13 protein-coding genes are annotated in these 13,661 nt (G+C 59.3%); 5 read left to right on the plus strand and 8 right to left on the minus strand.

Features of this window, described 5'->3' with window-relative positions; genetic code table 11:
• Nucleotides 1-166: 166 nt before the first annotated feature.
• Nucleotides 167-1,117: an FAD:protein FMN transferase gene (locus tag A1WC_RS13850; protein WP_016160949.1), complete on the plus strand. Its 951-nt coding sequence runs from the start codon at nucleotides 167-169 to the stop codon at nucleotides 1,115-1,117.
• On the opposite strand, the gene dcuR is transcribed toward A1WC_RS13850, so the two are convergent.
• Entirely contained in the window at nucleotides 1,098-1,817 is a 720-nt protein-coding gene (dcuR, locus tag A1WC_RS13845) for a two-component system response regulator DcuR (RefSeq protein ID WP_008805043.1), read from the minus strand. The two genes, A1WC_RS13850 and dcuR, sit on opposite strands and share 20 nt — an antisense overlap.
• Complete coding sequence (locus A1WC_RS13840) at nucleotides 1,814-3,430, minus strand: sensor histidine kinase (protein ID WP_012541873.1); 1,617 nt, start codon at nucleotides 3,428-3,430, stop codon at nucleotides 1,814-1,816. Before A1WC_RS13840 ends, dcuR begins: the two co-directional genes overlap by 4 nt.
• Nucleotides 3,431-3,802: 372 nt before the next feature.
• Here A1WC_RS13840 and A1WC_RS13835 point away from each other — a divergent pair, with 372 nt between their 5' ends.
• From A1WC_RS13835 to A1WC_RS13820, 4 genes are all read left to right on the plus strand, one after another.
• Entirely contained in the window at nucleotides 3,803-4,726 is a 924-nt protein-coding gene (locus tag A1WC_RS13835; protein WP_008805041.1) for an N-acetylmuramic acid 6-phosphate etherase, read from the plus strand.
• 307 nt (nucleotides 4,727-5,033) lie between these two features.
• On the plus strand, nucleotides 5,034-6,644 hold the full coding sequence (gene mqo, locus A1WC_RS13830) for a malate dehydrogenase (quinone) (protein ID WP_240321772.1): 1,611 nt from the start codon (nucleotides 5,034-5,036) through the stop codon (nucleotides 6,642-6,644).
• Between the two features lie 187 nt (nucleotides 6,645-6,831).
• Nucleotides 6,832-8,016 carry a multidrug effflux MFS transporter gene (locus A1WC_RS13825; protein WP_016160951.1) on the plus strand — a complete coding sequence of 395 codons (1,185 nt, stop codon included), beginning with the start codon at nucleotides 6,832-6,834 and terminating at the stop codon, nucleotides 8,014-8,016.
• A 170-nt stretch (nucleotides 8,017-8,186) separates the two neighbouring features.
• Nucleotides 8,187-9,113 (plus strand): LysR substrate-binding domain-containing protein, encoded by a 927-nt coding sequence (locus tag A1WC_RS13820; protein ID WP_012968321.1) that lies wholly within the window; start codon nucleotides 8,187-8,189, stop codon nucleotides 9,111-9,113.
• Here the strand turns inward: A1WC_RS13820 and mdcH are convergent.
• The 6 genes from mdcH to mdcC form a co-directional block, all read right to left on the minus strand.
• On the minus strand, nucleotides 9,103-10,005 hold the full coding sequence (mdcH, locus tag A1WC_RS13815) for a malonate decarboxylase subunit epsilon (RefSeq protein WP_016160952.1): 903 nt from the start codon (nucleotides 10,003-10,005) through the stop codon (nucleotides 9,103-9,105). The genes A1WC_RS13820 and mdcH overlap by 11 nt on opposite strands.
• On the minus strand, nucleotides 10,005-10,622 hold the full coding sequence (locus tag A1WC_RS13810) for a malonate decarboxylase holo-ACP synthase (protein ID WP_016160953.1): 618 nt from the start codon (nucleotides 10,620-10,622) through the stop codon (nucleotides 10,005-10,007). Before A1WC_RS13810 ends, mdcH begins: the two co-directional genes overlap by 1 nt.
• Nucleotides 10,623-10,625: 3 nt before the next feature.
• Nucleotides 10,626-11,585, minus strand: coding sequence for an AEC family transporter (locus A1WC_RS13805; protein ID WP_012541868.1), 960 nt, complete (start codon nucleotides 11,583-11,585; stop codon nucleotides 10,626-10,628).
• 136 nt (nucleotides 11,586-11,721) lie between these two features.
• Nucleotides 11,722-12,522: a biotin-independent malonate decarboxylase subunit gamma gene (mdcE, locus tag A1WC_RS13800; protein ID WP_016160954.1), complete on the minus strand. Its 801-nt coding sequence runs from the start codon at nucleotides 12,520-12,522 to the stop codon at nucleotides 11,722-11,724.
• A complete protein-coding gene (locus A1WC_RS13795) occupies nucleotides 12,522-13,355 on the minus strand; it encodes a biotin-independent malonate decarboxylase subunit beta (protein ID WP_012541866.1) in 834 nt (277 codons plus the stop codon). The genes mdcE and A1WC_RS13795 overlap by 1 nt, the downstream gene beginning before the upstream one ends.
• Complete coding sequence (mdcC, locus tag A1WC_RS13790) at nucleotides 13,348-13,647, minus strand: malonate decarboxylase acyl carrier protein (RefSeq protein WP_008805033.1); 300 nt, start codon at nucleotides 13,645-13,647, stop codon at nucleotides 13,348-13,350. The genes A1WC_RS13795 and mdcC overlap by 8 nt, the downstream gene beginning before the upstream one ends.
• Between the last annotated feature and the right edge of the window lie 14 nt (nucleotides 13,648-13,661).

A 13,661-nucleotide genomic window follows, 5' to 3' on the forward strand; every position in this document is an offset into this window, starting at 1 on the left:
CCTATCTCATTAGGGCTATTTTGCTTGCCATGTTGAACCTGGGCAGTGCTCGAAATCCTCACGTACTACGTGTACGCTCCGGTTTCTGCGCGCTGTCCGTGTTCAAACTGGCTGCGCCAATTACGCCTACTGGGATAGGTTCTTATCCCTTCTGAAGGAGAGCCCGATGTCCGATAACCGTGTCTATAGCTACTCCGCCGTCCTGATGGGGTCCCCCATTCTGCTCAAACTTTATTCCCACGATGAGGCGCTGGCCTCCCGCGTATTTCAGTTAATTAAACGCTACGAAGATCTGCTTACCGTTAACCGTGCCGAGTCGCAGGTGATGGATATCAACCATGCCGCCGGACGCCATCCGGTCACGGTCAGTCGCCCGGTCTTTCAGCTGATTCAGTGCGCCAAAGCCGCCAGCATGGTGCGCGACAGCGCCTTTAATCTTGCCATCGGCCCGCTGGTGAAGCTGTGGCGAATTGGCTTTCACGGGCACAGCGTGCCTGACGCGGCTGATATCAGAGCCCGACTGGCGCTGACCCGCCCACAGGAGGTGATCCTCGATGAGACTACCTGTAGTGTGTTTCTCCAGCAGCCGGGGATGGAGTTGGATCTTGGGGCGATCGCCAAAGGCTATATCGCTGACCGCGTGCGCGATTATCTCCGTCAGCAGCAGGTGGCGAAGGCGCTGATCAATCTCGGCGGCAATGTGCATACCCTCGGCGAATGGACCATTGGCCTGAAAAAACCGTTTGCCGACGCGCAGGCGCTGATTGGCTCCCTGACGATCAACGGGCAGTCGGTGGTCACTTCCGGAACCTATGAACGTTATTTTGAGCAGGACGGCAAACGCTGGCACCATATTCTCGACCCGCGCAGCGGTTATCCGCTGGATAACGAACTCGACAGCGTGACGGTGATTTCCACGGATTCTTTAGACGGCGATATCTGGACTACGCTGCTGTTCGGCCTCGGCGTAGAGAAGGGCTGCGCAGCGCTGCGTCAGCGTGAGGATATCGACGCGATTTTCGTCACCAAAAATCGCGACATCATTCTCTCATCGCCGCAGCGGCTGCGTTTTGCGCCGCTGGACAGCGGCTATCAGGTTATTGACTGTACTGCTTAAGCAAACTGTACTGTTCGGCGACCAGGCGGTAGCGATAGACCGGTCGCCCGGTAGCGCCGTAGTGGATAGTGGTGTAGAGGATATTGATCTGTGCCAGCCAAATCAGATATTTGCGGCACGAGACGCGGGAGATATTTACGGCCGCCGCCAGCTCATCGGTAGAGAATTCAACGTCCGGATGGGCGTCAATCCACTGGCAGAGCGTACGCAGCGTTTGCGCGGTTAGCCCCTTGGGCAGCTTGCGCGCGTCGCTGGCCTCCGGCGCGCCGCCGTGCAGCAGACGGTCGACGTCGGCCTGTTCGTAATACGGCTGGCCGGTCATCAGTTTACGCTTCTCCCGCCAGGTGGTGAGCGCCTCTTCAAAGCGCGGAAACTGGAAAGGTTTGATCAGGTAATCAACCACCCCGTAATGCATCGCGGTCTGCACCGTGGCGGCGTCTGCCGCCGAGGTGATCATGATGACATCGATAGCGCGCCCCGACTCGCGGATGGTCGGCAGTAGATCCAGCCCGCTGTCCTGTTGCATGTAGACATCCAGCAGCACCAGATCGATCTCCCGCTGCTTATCGTTAATCATCTCCTGGGCCTGACTGAGCGTCGAAGCGCTCCCGCTGCAACGAAAGCCGGGAACTCTTGCCACGTACAGGCGATTCAGTTCGGCCACCATCGCATCATCGTCAACAATCAACACATTTATCACGCACGTTTCCTTTTACTATCCCAGGGGAGATGAACAAAAAATTGGGTAAATACGCCGGGTTCCGACTCGACGGCGAGGGTGCCGCCCAGTTCGCGCAGCTGCTGGTTGGCGAGAAACAGCCCGACGCCGCGATTCTCGCCTTTGGTGGAGAAACCTTTGTTAAAGATAGCGTCGATATTATTTTCCGGGATCCCCGGTCCGTCATCGCTCACTTCACCGCTTAGCCAGCCGTCCTGGTAGTGCAGCAGCAGGCCGATCTCACCCTCCGCCTGGCCGCTCATGGCGTCCAGCGCGTTCTCGATAAGATTGCCCAGCACCGTCACCAGCACCGTGACCTGCTTCTCATTCGGGCAATCCGGCACCTGGCTCTCTTCCGCCAGCGTCAGCGTAAAGCCGCACTCGGTGGCGCGCTGAATTTTACTTATCAGGAAGCCCGCCACCACCGGGGATTTAATACGGTGCTGAATGTCGCCGATGTCCGCCTGATAGCGGTGGGCGGTCTGCAGCACGTATTCCTCGAGTTTGCCATAGCTTTTCATATTCAGCAGGCCGAGGATCACGTGCAGTTTATTCATAAATTCATGGGAGGTGGTGCGCAGGGCATCCACATAGCTCATCATGCCGTCCAGCCGCTGCAGCAGCTGGCTCACCTCGGTCTTATCGCGGAAGGTACAGATGGCGCCGACCACCGCTTCCTGGCTGCGAATGGGCACCGTATTGCCGATCAGCAACAGGCCATTGCATCCCAGTTCGCGGTCGTACATCGGCTCGCCGCTCTGCAAGACGGTCTGCAGGTCGGCGAGCAGTGGCGTGTGGGCGAGGGTTTTGTCCGGGCCGGAAAAGAGGATCTCCTGCGCCGCCGGGTTGATCAAATTAACTTCGCCGTGGGCATCGACGGCAACGACGCCCTCCTTCAGGGCGTGAAGCATGGCCTGACGCTGTTGAAACTGGGTGGAAATCTCCTGCGGCTCCAGCCCCAGCAGGACGCGCTTCAGACCGCGTACCAGGCTCCAGGTGCCCAGCGCGCAGACCAGCGCGCTGAACAGGATTGTCAGGAGTACGTCCCAGCGGCTGTTGGCGATCTGTTCGTCCACTTTACTCAGCGAAATGCCGACCACCACCACGCCAATTTGCTGGTGCTGGTCGTTGAACACCGGGGTGAATACCCGCAGCGCCGGGGCCAGCACGCCGTGGTTAATGGCAACGTTCTCTTTTCCCTGCAGCGTGGGCAGGATATCCCGGCCGATAAACCGCTTACCGATGATAGAGGTATCCGGATGCGAATAGCGAATACCGTGCATATCGGTGACGATAGCGTACAGCAGGTCGTTGCGCCGGGTGATGGCCTGCGCCAGCGGCTGAATGATCTGCTGCTGCGGGGGCGCCTCCAGTCCGCGCTTCACCTGCGGCATATCGGCCATGGTGCGCGCCACCGCCAGCGCGGTCTCTTTCAGACCGTCGCGGGTGGCATTGCTTATCTGCATATACCACAGGGCATAGACCAGCAGGAGCACGGCGCCGATGACGCTGCCGATCATCAAGGACACGGCGGTGCTCAGCTTTAACGGTAAGGCGCGTTGGCGAACGCGAGGCTGCTGCTCTGATGCCTTCATGACGACCCCGGGTAGATTCAGTGAAAGATTATTATCGCCGATAGGACGGTTTTCATAAAGCCGTGTAATCAAAGCAAATCGAGGCGGTTTAGCCGATACGTAAACCGTTTCACATGCTCTGCCAACAATCCTTCTGGCTGGCCATGCCGGCGAGCGGCGAAGATGAGACGTAAGACAGCATTGCTCATATAACCGACAATCGCCCGTAAACGAGCGTTGGGGACGGTAAACTGTGACCCCGACGGCGGTAAAGCACAGAACATTCCACTTATAGTGGCGGCAGAGGTTAAATAGACCTGGTGAATATAAGGATATGCATCAGGCCGCTGATGTCGCCGAGATGCGCTTTTTCTGTTGTAAATGGAGGTTGTTATGAACAGTTCGCTAACCGCTGCAATGCAGGCCCGCCGTCACCCGGATACCACTCACATCGATCGTCTCGCCACGGCAGACATGCTGGCGATGCTGCATCAGGATGATAAGCAGATATCGGAGGCGGTCGGCGCCTGCCTGCCGGACATCGCCCGGCTGATTGATGTCGCCACCGCGACGATGGGCCGGGGAGGGCGCCTGGTCATTATCGGCGCCGGGGCGTCAGGCCGGACGGCCATCGAGGCGGTCAGCGACTATTCACCGGAAGGCAAACACGCGCTGGTGGGACTGATTGCCGGTGGGCAGACGGCGGCGATGGCCGAGCGGGAAACCGCGGCAAATAATTATGACCTGGGCGCCTTTGAACTGCAGTCGCTGGACTTTTCCAACCACGATATGCTGCTGGCGTTGACCGTCAGCGGCAAGACGCCATGGGTGTGGGGCGCGATGCGCCACGCCTGGTCTCTGGGGGCCCCTATCGCTGTCGTCACTCAGCAGGCGGCCAGCGAGGCGGCGCAGCTGGCGGATATCATTATTGCCCCACAGACCGGGCCGGAAGCGGTGGCAGGCTTAGCCAATCCGAAGGCTCAACTGGCCCAGCGGCAGATCGTCAACATGCTGACGACCGGGCTCGCCATCCGTGACGGTCGGGTGTACAGCAATCTGCGGGTGGACGTGCAGGCTGACAATTCGCACTGGGCGGAGCGGCAGATAGCGATTGTCATGGCGGCCACCGACTGCACGCGCAGTGAAGCAAAAGCGGCACTGGCCAGCTGCCATCAGCACTGCCGCACCGCGATCCTGATGCTGCTCAGCGGGCTGGATGCCTGGCACGCGCGCGAGCTGCTGACGCAACATCACAATCACCTGCGTCTCGCCCTGCGCGAAGCACAGCGCAGCAGCACGACCACTCCCGCCCATTAACCCCTCAGCCAGGCGCGCGCGATTGTCGTACGCGCCTGGACTTTATTAACTAAAAAAATCTCTCTTTTTTATTTTTCTCAGCAATCAGGCTGAATTTTCGATCTTATTTTTCACCAGGTATCATTTTGATGTCTCGCTTTGCTTTTTTAAGTTAAATAATTATTTGATTAAAAATGCCAGAGTGTAAATGATATTTTAAAATAAAGTAAAAGTGCGTTAATATGCTGCCTCTTATTACCGTGTGCTACGTGATAATTCTATTATGCCTGCAATGAAAAAAACGATTATTTCCTTTACCGCATTAGCGATGTTCGTCAGCGCGGCGACGCATGCTGAAGCGGATACCTCTAAAAAGACCGACTTCCTGCTGATTGGCGGCGGGATCATGAGCGCCTCGCTCGGCACCTGGCTGCAGGCGCTGCAGCCGGACTGGAACCTGACCATGGTGGAGAAACTGGACGGCGTAGCCCTGGAATCTTCCAACGGCTGGAATAACGCCGGTACCGGCCACTCAGCGAATATGGAGCTGAACTATACCCCGGAACGAGCGGACGGGTCGATTGACGTCAGCAAAGCGCTGGATATTAACGAACAGTTTATGATTTCCCGTCAGTTCTGGTCGGCACAGGTGAAACGCGGTATTTTGCACGACCCGCACTCCTTTATTAACTCCACACCGCATATGAGTTTCGTGTGGGGCGATAATGTGGATTACCTGCAAAAACGTTATAACGCGCTGCAGCAGACTACCTTATTCCAGGGGATGAAATTCTCCACCGATCACGCGCAAATTAAACAGTGGGCGCCGCTGGTGATGGAAGGTCGCGATCCGCAGCAGAAAGTGGCCGCCACCTGGACGCCGGTGGGTACCGATGTCAACTACGGCGAAATTACCCGCCAGCTGATCGGCAGCCTGAAGAAAAATAACCACTTCACCCTGCAAACCTCCTCCGAGGTGACCGATTTCAAACGCAATGCTGACAACTCCTGGCACGTGACGATTAAGAACGTGCAGAGCGGGGAAGCGCAGACTATTGACGCCAAATACGTCTTTATCGGCGCCGGCGGCGGCGCGCTGAAGCTGCTGCAGAAAACCGGCATTCCGGAAGCGGATAACTATGCCGGTTTCCCGGTGGGCGGCTCGTTCCTGATGACCGAGAACCCGGCGGTCACCGCGCAGCATCTGGAGAAAGTCTATGGTCAGGCTTCGGTCGGCGCGCCGCCGATGTCGGTGCCGCATCTTGACGCTCGTTATCTCGACGGTAAGCGCGTGGTGCTGTTCGGGCCATTCGCCACCTTCTCGACCAAGTTCCTGAAAAATGGTTCGTTCTTTGACCTGCTCAGCACCACCACCACCGATAACGTGCTGCCGATGACCCACGTCGGTCTCGACAACTTCGATCTGGTGAAATATCTCGTCAGCCAGGTGATGCTCAGTGATGATGACCGTTTCGCTGCGCTGAAAGAGTACTACCCGGACGCGCGTAAAGAAGACTGGAAACTGATCCAGGCCGGCCAGCGCGTGCAGATCATTAAGAAAGACGCAGAGAAGGGCGGCGTTCTGAAGCTGGGTACCGAAGTGGTGGTCGATCAGCAGAAAACGATTTCTGCGCTGCTCGGCGCGTCGCCGGGGGCTTCCACCGCCGCGCCGATCACCCTGAACGTACTCAAGCAGATGTTCCCGCAGCAGTTTAACTCGCCGGAGTGGCAGAGCCGTATTCACGCTATCGTGCCGAGCTACGGTCAGAAGCTGAACGGTAACGTGGCGCTGACCCAGCAGGTATGGGATGACACCGCCGCGGCCCTGCAGCTGACTAAGCCGCCGGTGATCCAGATGCCAGCGGCTGCGCCGACCGCGACCGCCAAACCGGCAGAGACGCCGCGCGAGGCCTCGCCGCAGCATGATATGGCGCTGTAAAAGCACATTCGTGCAGTGAACAAAAGGGAAGACCACGGTCTTCCCTTTTTTACATCCACTTTTCCCTGCCGCTATTTATGAATGATGCTCATCACCCTGTTATGATTTCCGGGGATTATCCGTTGCCCCGAAACCGGCTAAAATAGCCAGGCACTTCACCGCTTTCCTCTCCTTAACGGATACCATAATGACTTCATCGCATCAGCGCGCCACCAGCGGGGCGCTTTTTATTTTGATTTTAAGCGGCCTGATGGCCTTTACTTCGCTCTCCACCGATATCTATCTGCCGGCCATGCCGATGATGGCCGCGCAACTGCACGGCGATGCCGAACTGACGATCACCGGATTTCTGATTGGCTTTGCACTGGCGCAACTGGTGTGGGGGCCAATAAGCGACCGGCTGGGGCGTCGCACGCCGCTGTTCATCGGCATGGTGCTATTTATTATCGGCTCCGCCGGCTGCGCGCTGTCGACCACCATCGATCAGATTGTTTTCTGGCGCGTGTTTCAGGCGCTTGGCGCCTGCACTGGGCCGATGCTGGCAAGGGCGATGGTTCGCGATCTGTTTGCTCGTACCCGCGCCGCGCAGATGCTCTCGACGCTGACTATCGTGATGGCGATTGCGCCGATTGCCGGGCCGCTGATCGGCGGGCAGATGATTAAATTCACCAGCTGGCACACTATTTTCTGGCTGCTGGTGGTGATTGGCGCTCTGATGTTTATCGCCTTGTGCTGGCTGCCGGAAACTCTGCCGCCAGAGCGTCGGCAGAAAGGATCGCCGCTTAGCGCGTTTCGCAATTACGCCGCGTTGGTAAAAAACCGGACGTTTATGCGTTATATCCTCAGTCTGACTTTCTTTTACGTCGCGGCTTACGCTTTTATCACCGGTTCGCCGGATGTCTATATTCGCTATTACGGCGTTGCGCCGCAGCACTACGGCTGGCTGTTCGCGGTCAATATCGTTGGGGTTATGCTGATGAGCGTGGTCAATCGTCGTCTGGTGCAGCGCCATGCGTTAGGTTCGCTGTTGAAGGCGGCGCTGGCGGTATCGGCGATTGCCGTCGTCGTGCTGGCAGCCGGCGTGCGTCTGCATATCGGCGGCGTGGTGCTGATTGTGGTGAGTATTTTCCTGTTCTTCTCAATGAATGGGGTGATTGCCGCCACCTCAACCGCCGCGGCGCTTGATGAGGCCGGTGAATATGCCGGTTCCGCTTCGGCGCTGATCGGCTCGCTGCAGTATGGCAGCGGCATTATCTCTTCGCTGTTGCTGGCATGGCTCCACGACGGTACGCCATGGACGATGGCGTGGATCATGGCCGCTTTTACGCTCGCCAGCCTGCTTTTGGCGTGGCTCCATCGGCGCGTCGATTAATGAATTGAGTTCATAGAGACAAGTTGATTTCCCGGCTGGCGAGTAAGCGAACCGACAACGCGGAGAATATTGACGATAATTAGCGGTTGCGGTCAAAACGGACGTGAGGGTTATTGTTATACTGCCTTGAATTACTGAAGAAAAACGATAACCAGGAGTGTGGAAGGGCTATGAAAGACGATATCAACCAGGAGATCACCTTCCGCAAGCTATCGGTCTTTATGATGTTTATGGCGAAGGGCAATATCGCCAGAACCGCCGAAGCCATGAAGCTCAGCAGCGTTAGCGTGCACCGCGCGCTGCATACGCTCGAAGAGGGGGTCGGCTGCCCGCTGTTTGTCCACAAAGGGCGCAACCTGCTGCCGCTGCAGGCGGCGTGGACGCTGCTTGAATACTGCCAGGATGTGATGAGTCTGATGAGCCGTGGGCTTGAGGCGACGCGTAAAGTCGCCGGCGTCGGTCAGGGACGTTTGCGCATCGGTACCCTCTATTCGCTGACCTTGGAAACCGTTCCGCGCATCATTATGGGGATGAAGCTGCGTCGCCCGGAGCTGGAGCTGGATCTGACCATGGGCTCTAACCAGATGCTGCTGGATATGCTGGAGGACGATGCGCTGGATGCTATCTTAATCGCCACCAATGAAGGCGAGTACAATCATTCGGCCTTCGACGTGGTGCCGCTGTTTGAAGATGATATCTTCCTCGCCGCGCCGGCGACGGAACAGCTGAATACCACAGAGCTTGCCGACCTGCGCGATTATGCCGATCGTAAGTTTGTTTCGCTGGCGGAAGGGTTTGCGACTTATGCCGGGTTTCAGGAGGCCTTTCAGGTGGCCGGTTTTGAGCCGGAAATTGTGACCCGGGTGAATGATATCTTTTCGATGATAAGTCTGGTGCAGGCGGGCGTCGGCTTCGCGCTGCTGCCGGGACGCATGAAGAAAGTTTATGAAAACGATGTGCAGCTGTTAAAGCTGGCGGAACCCTATCAGATGCGCCAGCTGATCTCTATCGTCTATTCGCACCATCGCGAGCGCGATGCCGACCTGCTGGCGCTGGCGGCGGAAGGGCGGATGTACGCCCGCAGTATTAATCGCTAAGCCGCTGCGCCAGATGGCGGGCGACGTCTACGCCGCTGCGCTCCAGCGAAATGGTCTCGCCGCGCCAGCCCGCCTGGCGGGTCAGGCAGGTGAGCACCCCGCCGGGCGGCATCTCGATTGCCAGCCTGGCGTCGCGTTCATCGGCGGCGATCATCGCCTCCTGCCAGTGCACGGTGCGCGCCATGTTCATCGCCAGATCGTCAGCGATCCGCTGCGGATCCCACAGCACGCGCGCCGTCGAGCCGCTTAAATAGGCGCGCTGAGGGCGCGTTAAGGTGACGTCGGCAAAGGCTTTTGCCAGCGCTGCGGCGGGTTTATCCAGCAGTGCGCAGTGCGAGGGCACGCTGACCGCCAGCCGCTGGGCTTTACTGGCGCCAGCCCGCAGCGCCAGCTGCGCCACCTCGGCCATCGCCTCATCGCGCCCGGCGATCACGATCTGCGTTTCGGCGTTGAGGTTGGCGAGATAAACCTCGTGGCCCTGCATCAGCGCCTCAACCCGCGGGCGGGTCAGCCCCATAATCGCCGTCAGCCCGTAACCTTCGGGATAAGCCTGCTCCATTAAATCGCCGCGCAGCGCCACCAGCCGCAACGCGCTGGCGAAATCGAGCGCGCCGGCAATCACCGCTGCCGGAAACGCGCCAATAGAGAGGCCGCTGACCATCTGCGGATCCACGCCCTGGCGCTGTAGCTCGCGCGCCCAGGCGACCCCGGCGATCAGCAGACAGAGTTGTACCGCACGGGTGTGTTTTAGCGCGTCGGCGCTATCGAGAGTAGCGACTTCATCCCCCAGCACGGCGCGCGCCTGCGCGAAGATGTTCTCGCGGTCGGGGATGGCCGCCAGCATGGCTGGCCGCTGGCCGCCCTGACCGGGAAAAGTAAACAAAATTTTCATCATTCCTCCCTGTGCCACGGCGTCGCGGTTAATCGTGCGCCATGGGATGTTTTCAGCAGCGCACGGCCATCGCGCAGCCACTCATTAAGGGCGAAGGCGCCGTAGGGCGTTTCTACCTGGGTATCGGCGCGGCACGGCAGTAGGGCCACGCGGGCCTGCCACTCGCGCAGCGCCTCGCGATCCAGCGGCTCCGGCGCGCGGATCAGCAGATCCAGATCGCTTGCCGCATGGAGTACCGGGATCTCAGTGGCCAGCGCATAGCCGGTGCTGCCGGTGACGCCCCAGCGCCAGGACCAGGGGTGTAAGGTAAGGGCGATAGCCGCCTGAACCGGCGGCTGTGAAACAAAAGGGGAGCCCAGCAGACGCTCGCGCTCCACCAGCATTTCCGGCGTCACGCAGCGCACGATATTGTGCGCCTGGACCCAACCGGCGGCGCGCTGCTCGCGCTTCATGCCCCGCACCCCCACCGGGATGCGGGCCTGGTCATCAACGTCGCGTCTCACCACCACCGGCAGCGCGGCTCGCCACTGCTGAGCCACCCACGGCTCGGCAATAGCTTCCAGGGCGCTGGCGTGGTTTAACCAGAGTAAATCGTGGGGACGCGGCGTTGATGGCATGGTTTACAGTCCTGAAGTCAAAGAGATAAACAGCGGTAGCGACAGGATACACAGAACCGAGCTCAACAGCAGCACGGCTTCAGCATCAGGAGACTGGACGCCGAAGCGGTTGCCGAAGACCACGCCGAAGAAGCCGGCGGCCAGGGCAATCATCAGGATCGCGGTAATGGCGATAGAGCCGTGCAGACCCAGCAGCATCACCAGCCCCCAGGCAATAAACGGCTGCACCAGCAGTTTCACGATGGTGGAAGTGGCGATCAGCGCATTGAGCTGCAGTTTACGTGCCGACAGGATCACCCCGGTGAGGAACAGCGCGGCGGCGGTGGCGGCCAGGCCTAGCGGTTTGATGGAGGCCAGCAGCATTTCCGGCATTTTGATGCCGATAGCGGAAAGCACCACCCCAAGCAGCGGGCCCCAGACGATCGGTTTTTTCACCGAGCGCCACATCAGCACCGGCAGCATCGCCAGCGTAGAACCGCTGTTTTCACCTGCGGCGCGGGCTTTTTCACGTTCCAGAATCAGCAGGCAGAACGGGGTCATCAGTACCGAGCCGCAGGCGATAGAGACCGCCACCGACAGCGAGGTTGACGCGCCTTCACCCAGCACGCTGCCGAGGATCGGCAGACCCAACGCGGCATAGTTTGGCAGGGCGACGGTGAGGGTCAGCACCGCGGCATCCTGCGGCGTGCGTTTGAACACGCTGGTGGCGAGGAAGTAGATCGCGGCATAGGTGATCCACATCGCGCCGGTCAGCACCAGCACCAGCGGCGACTGGGCGACGATACCGGCCCACGGCGTTTGTACCGTGGCGCTAAACAGCGTGGCGGGTAAGGCAAAATCCATTACAAAGATATTGAGCAGGGAGACATTTTTATTATCTACCATCCCGGCCTTACCGGCCCAGAAGCCCAGCAGCATAATGACGAAAATCGGGGCAAGAGCATGAATAATCACATAAGTCATAAATCACCTGTAAATAAAATAGAGTACTGGCGCGATTGTTATTTTTTCTAAAAGCCGTCCCTTCCCGGAGCGTGTATTCCGCGCTCCGGGGGACAGCTTCCGGCAGGTTTTCTTCTACTACTTACGTACGAACGTCTTACCAGCTGGCGCGCATGCGATCGCGAACCAGTTGTGAGCTGCGGCGGTTTTCCGCGCCCAGGCGGCACTTCAGTGAGGTATCTTTGCGCGCGTCAGCGATGGCGTCGCGCAGGGTACGGCTGACCAGCGACAGATCGCCTTCGTCTGGCGCATCCGGATTATTAATATCCAGAAGGGCGGAGAGCAGGCCGAGCGTCGCATAGTTGCTGACGTCGTAGGCCATCGGCGGGATCGTCGCCGCCAGTTTCTCCAGCGCCTCTACGGTACGCAGCGTAATGCGCGCCGCCGATTCTTTCCCCATCGCGTGGACCAGCACACCGCTATCGTTAAAGGCGATCAGGCGGTTGGCCTGGTAGCCGTGGGCCAGAAACGCCCCGGACATCGCTTTTCCGACAATCAGGCCAATCACCGGGTGGCCGGCAAGACGGGCTTTGGCGTAGGCGCCTGCCGCCCCGGCCAGCGCCTGGTGGATGCCAAAGGCTTCTTCGCGGCGGCCATAGGCCTGGCTTGGGACATCAATTACCGCGACGATCGGCCGTTTGACAGGCTGGTCGGTGTCGGCGGCGATGGTTTCATTGACCACTTTCGCCAGCGTCCAGCCTTCCAGCAAGCCGACTTCGCCGCCGGCGGCGCGCGGGTAGTGGTTGTTGGCGTCTGGCACCACGGCGATAAAGCGGACGCTTTCGCCATCAATCTGGCCATCTGCGACCTGCACCGAAGGGCACAGACCACTCATCAGCGGCGCGTCGGGCGCCAGTTTATTCAGCCACAGCGCGGCGCGGTTTGGGAACTGACTCATTATTTATCCTCCCGGGCAAAAAGCTGTTTAATCTGCGCGGTATCCGCCTGCTGGCGGGTATCGAACTGGCTCAAGCGACGCAGATAATCGTCATAGTTGTCGCTACGGTGCTGGGCCGGTACGCCTTTGGCGATCGCCTCATTCATTGCGGTTTTAACGGCGTTAACGCCATCGTTAACCAGCGCGTCGACCAGGCCGCTGGCGGCGCGAATTTCACCCCCGGTCATGCTCCAGATAAACGGACGGTTGCGGGAGTCGTACTCTTCAATGCCGGCTTCCTGCTCGATAACCTGCGGGCCGTTGAGGCCGAGACGGGCTTCACGGGTGACGATAAGGTAGCTGCACAGCGCCGCGGCGATGGACATGCCGCCGAAGCAGCCGACGGTACCGGTAATAATCCCGACGACCGGGGTGTAGCGGCGCAGGTCGACAATCGCGGCATGAATATCGGCGATGGCGGCCAGACCGAGGTTGGCCTCCTGCAAACGTACGCCGCCGGTTTCGAGGCACAGCACCGCCTGGGTCGGGATACCGTTGCGGTTATCTTCCGCCGCCAGCTCCAGCGCGGCGGCCATTTTGGCGCCGGAGACTTCGCCCATACTGCCGCCCTGGAAGGTGCCTTCGATGGCAATCACCACCGCAGGTTGGCCGTTGATCGTGCCTTTGGCGACCACCATACCGTCGTCGGACTGTGGGACGATGCCCTGCGCGCCGAGCCACGGCGACATAATGCCTTCAAACGGATCCAGCAGTTCGCGGTAGCTGCCGTCGTCCAGCAGGGCGTGGGCGCGTTCGCGAGCGCGCAGTTCGATAAAGCTGCGATCGTTACGCATGAGCGGCCTCCTCAAAGACTTGTTCAATACGAATACGGGCGACGCCCGGCGTGGCGCCGAAGTCGTGGATAATCAACTGCCCGGCGGGCAGACCGTTGATCAGGTTCAGCCTGTCGAACAGCGCCTGCCAGCGCGCCTGGCTGTTATCCACGGAGGTAGTGATCTGTACGTTGAGCGTGGCGCCCTGTGCGGCGGTATAAAGCACTTCCATATCGCCTGAACCTACGACTCCTGCCAATGCTTTGCCGCTGAGGGCGCGGTTGGCAGGAAATGACAATGTAATCTGTTCCATAACATCCTCTGAAT

Source organism: Klebsiella sp. KTE92, assembly GCF_000398905.1.
GTDB lineage: Bacteria > Pseudomonadota > Gammaproteobacteria > Enterobacterales > Enterobacteriaceae > Klebsiella > Klebsiella variicola.

Bases quoted from the DNA above. Each gene is read 5' to 3' on its own strand.
- A1WC_RS13835 (WP_008805041.1), top strand. From the start codon at position 3,803: ATGAACAGTTCGCTAACCGCTGCAATGCAGGCCCGCCGTCACCCGGAT.
- A1WC_RS13850 (WP_016160949.1), top strand. From the start codon at position 167: ATGTCCGATAACCGTGTCTATAGCTACTCCGCCGTCCTGATGGGGTCC.
- mqo (WP_240321772.1), top strand. From the start codon at position 5,034: ATGTTCGTCAGCGCGGCGACGCATGCTGAAGCGGATACCTCTAAAAAG.
- A1WC_RS13810 (WP_016160953.1), bottom strand. From the start codon at position 10,622: ATGCCATCAACGCCGCGTCCCCACGATTTACTCTGGTTAAACCACGCC.
- mdcH (WP_016160952.1), bottom strand. From the start codon at position 10,005: ATGAAAATTTTGTTTACTTTTCCCGGTCAGGGCGGCCAGCGGCCAGCC.
- A1WC_RS13805 (WP_012541868.1), bottom strand. From the start codon at position 11,585: ATGACTTATGTGATTATTCATGCTCTTGCCCCGATTTTCGTCATTATG.
- A1WC_RS13820 (WP_012968321.1), top strand. From the start codon at position 8,187: ATGAAAGACGATATCAACCAGGAGATCACCTTCCGCAAGCTATCGGTC.
- mdcC (WP_008805033.1), bottom strand. From the start codon at position 13,647: ATGGAACAGATTACATTGTCATTTCCTGCCAACCGCGCCCTCAGCGGC.
- A1WC_RS13825 (WP_016160951.1), top strand. From the start codon at position 6,832: ATGACTTCATCGCATCAGCGCGCCACCAGCGGGGCGCTTTTTATTTTG.
- mdcE (WP_016160954.1), bottom strand. From the start codon at position 12,522: ATGAGTCAGTTCCCAAACCGCGCCGCGCTGTGGCTGAATAAACTGGCG.
- A1WC_RS13795 (WP_012541866.1), bottom strand. From the start codon at position 13,355: ATGCGTAACGATCGCAGCTTTATCGAACTGCGCGCTCGCGAACGCGCC.
- A1WC_RS13840 (WP_012541873.1), bottom strand. From the start codon at position 3,430: ATGAAGGCATCAGAGCAGCAGCCTCGCGTTCGCCAACGCGCCTTACCG.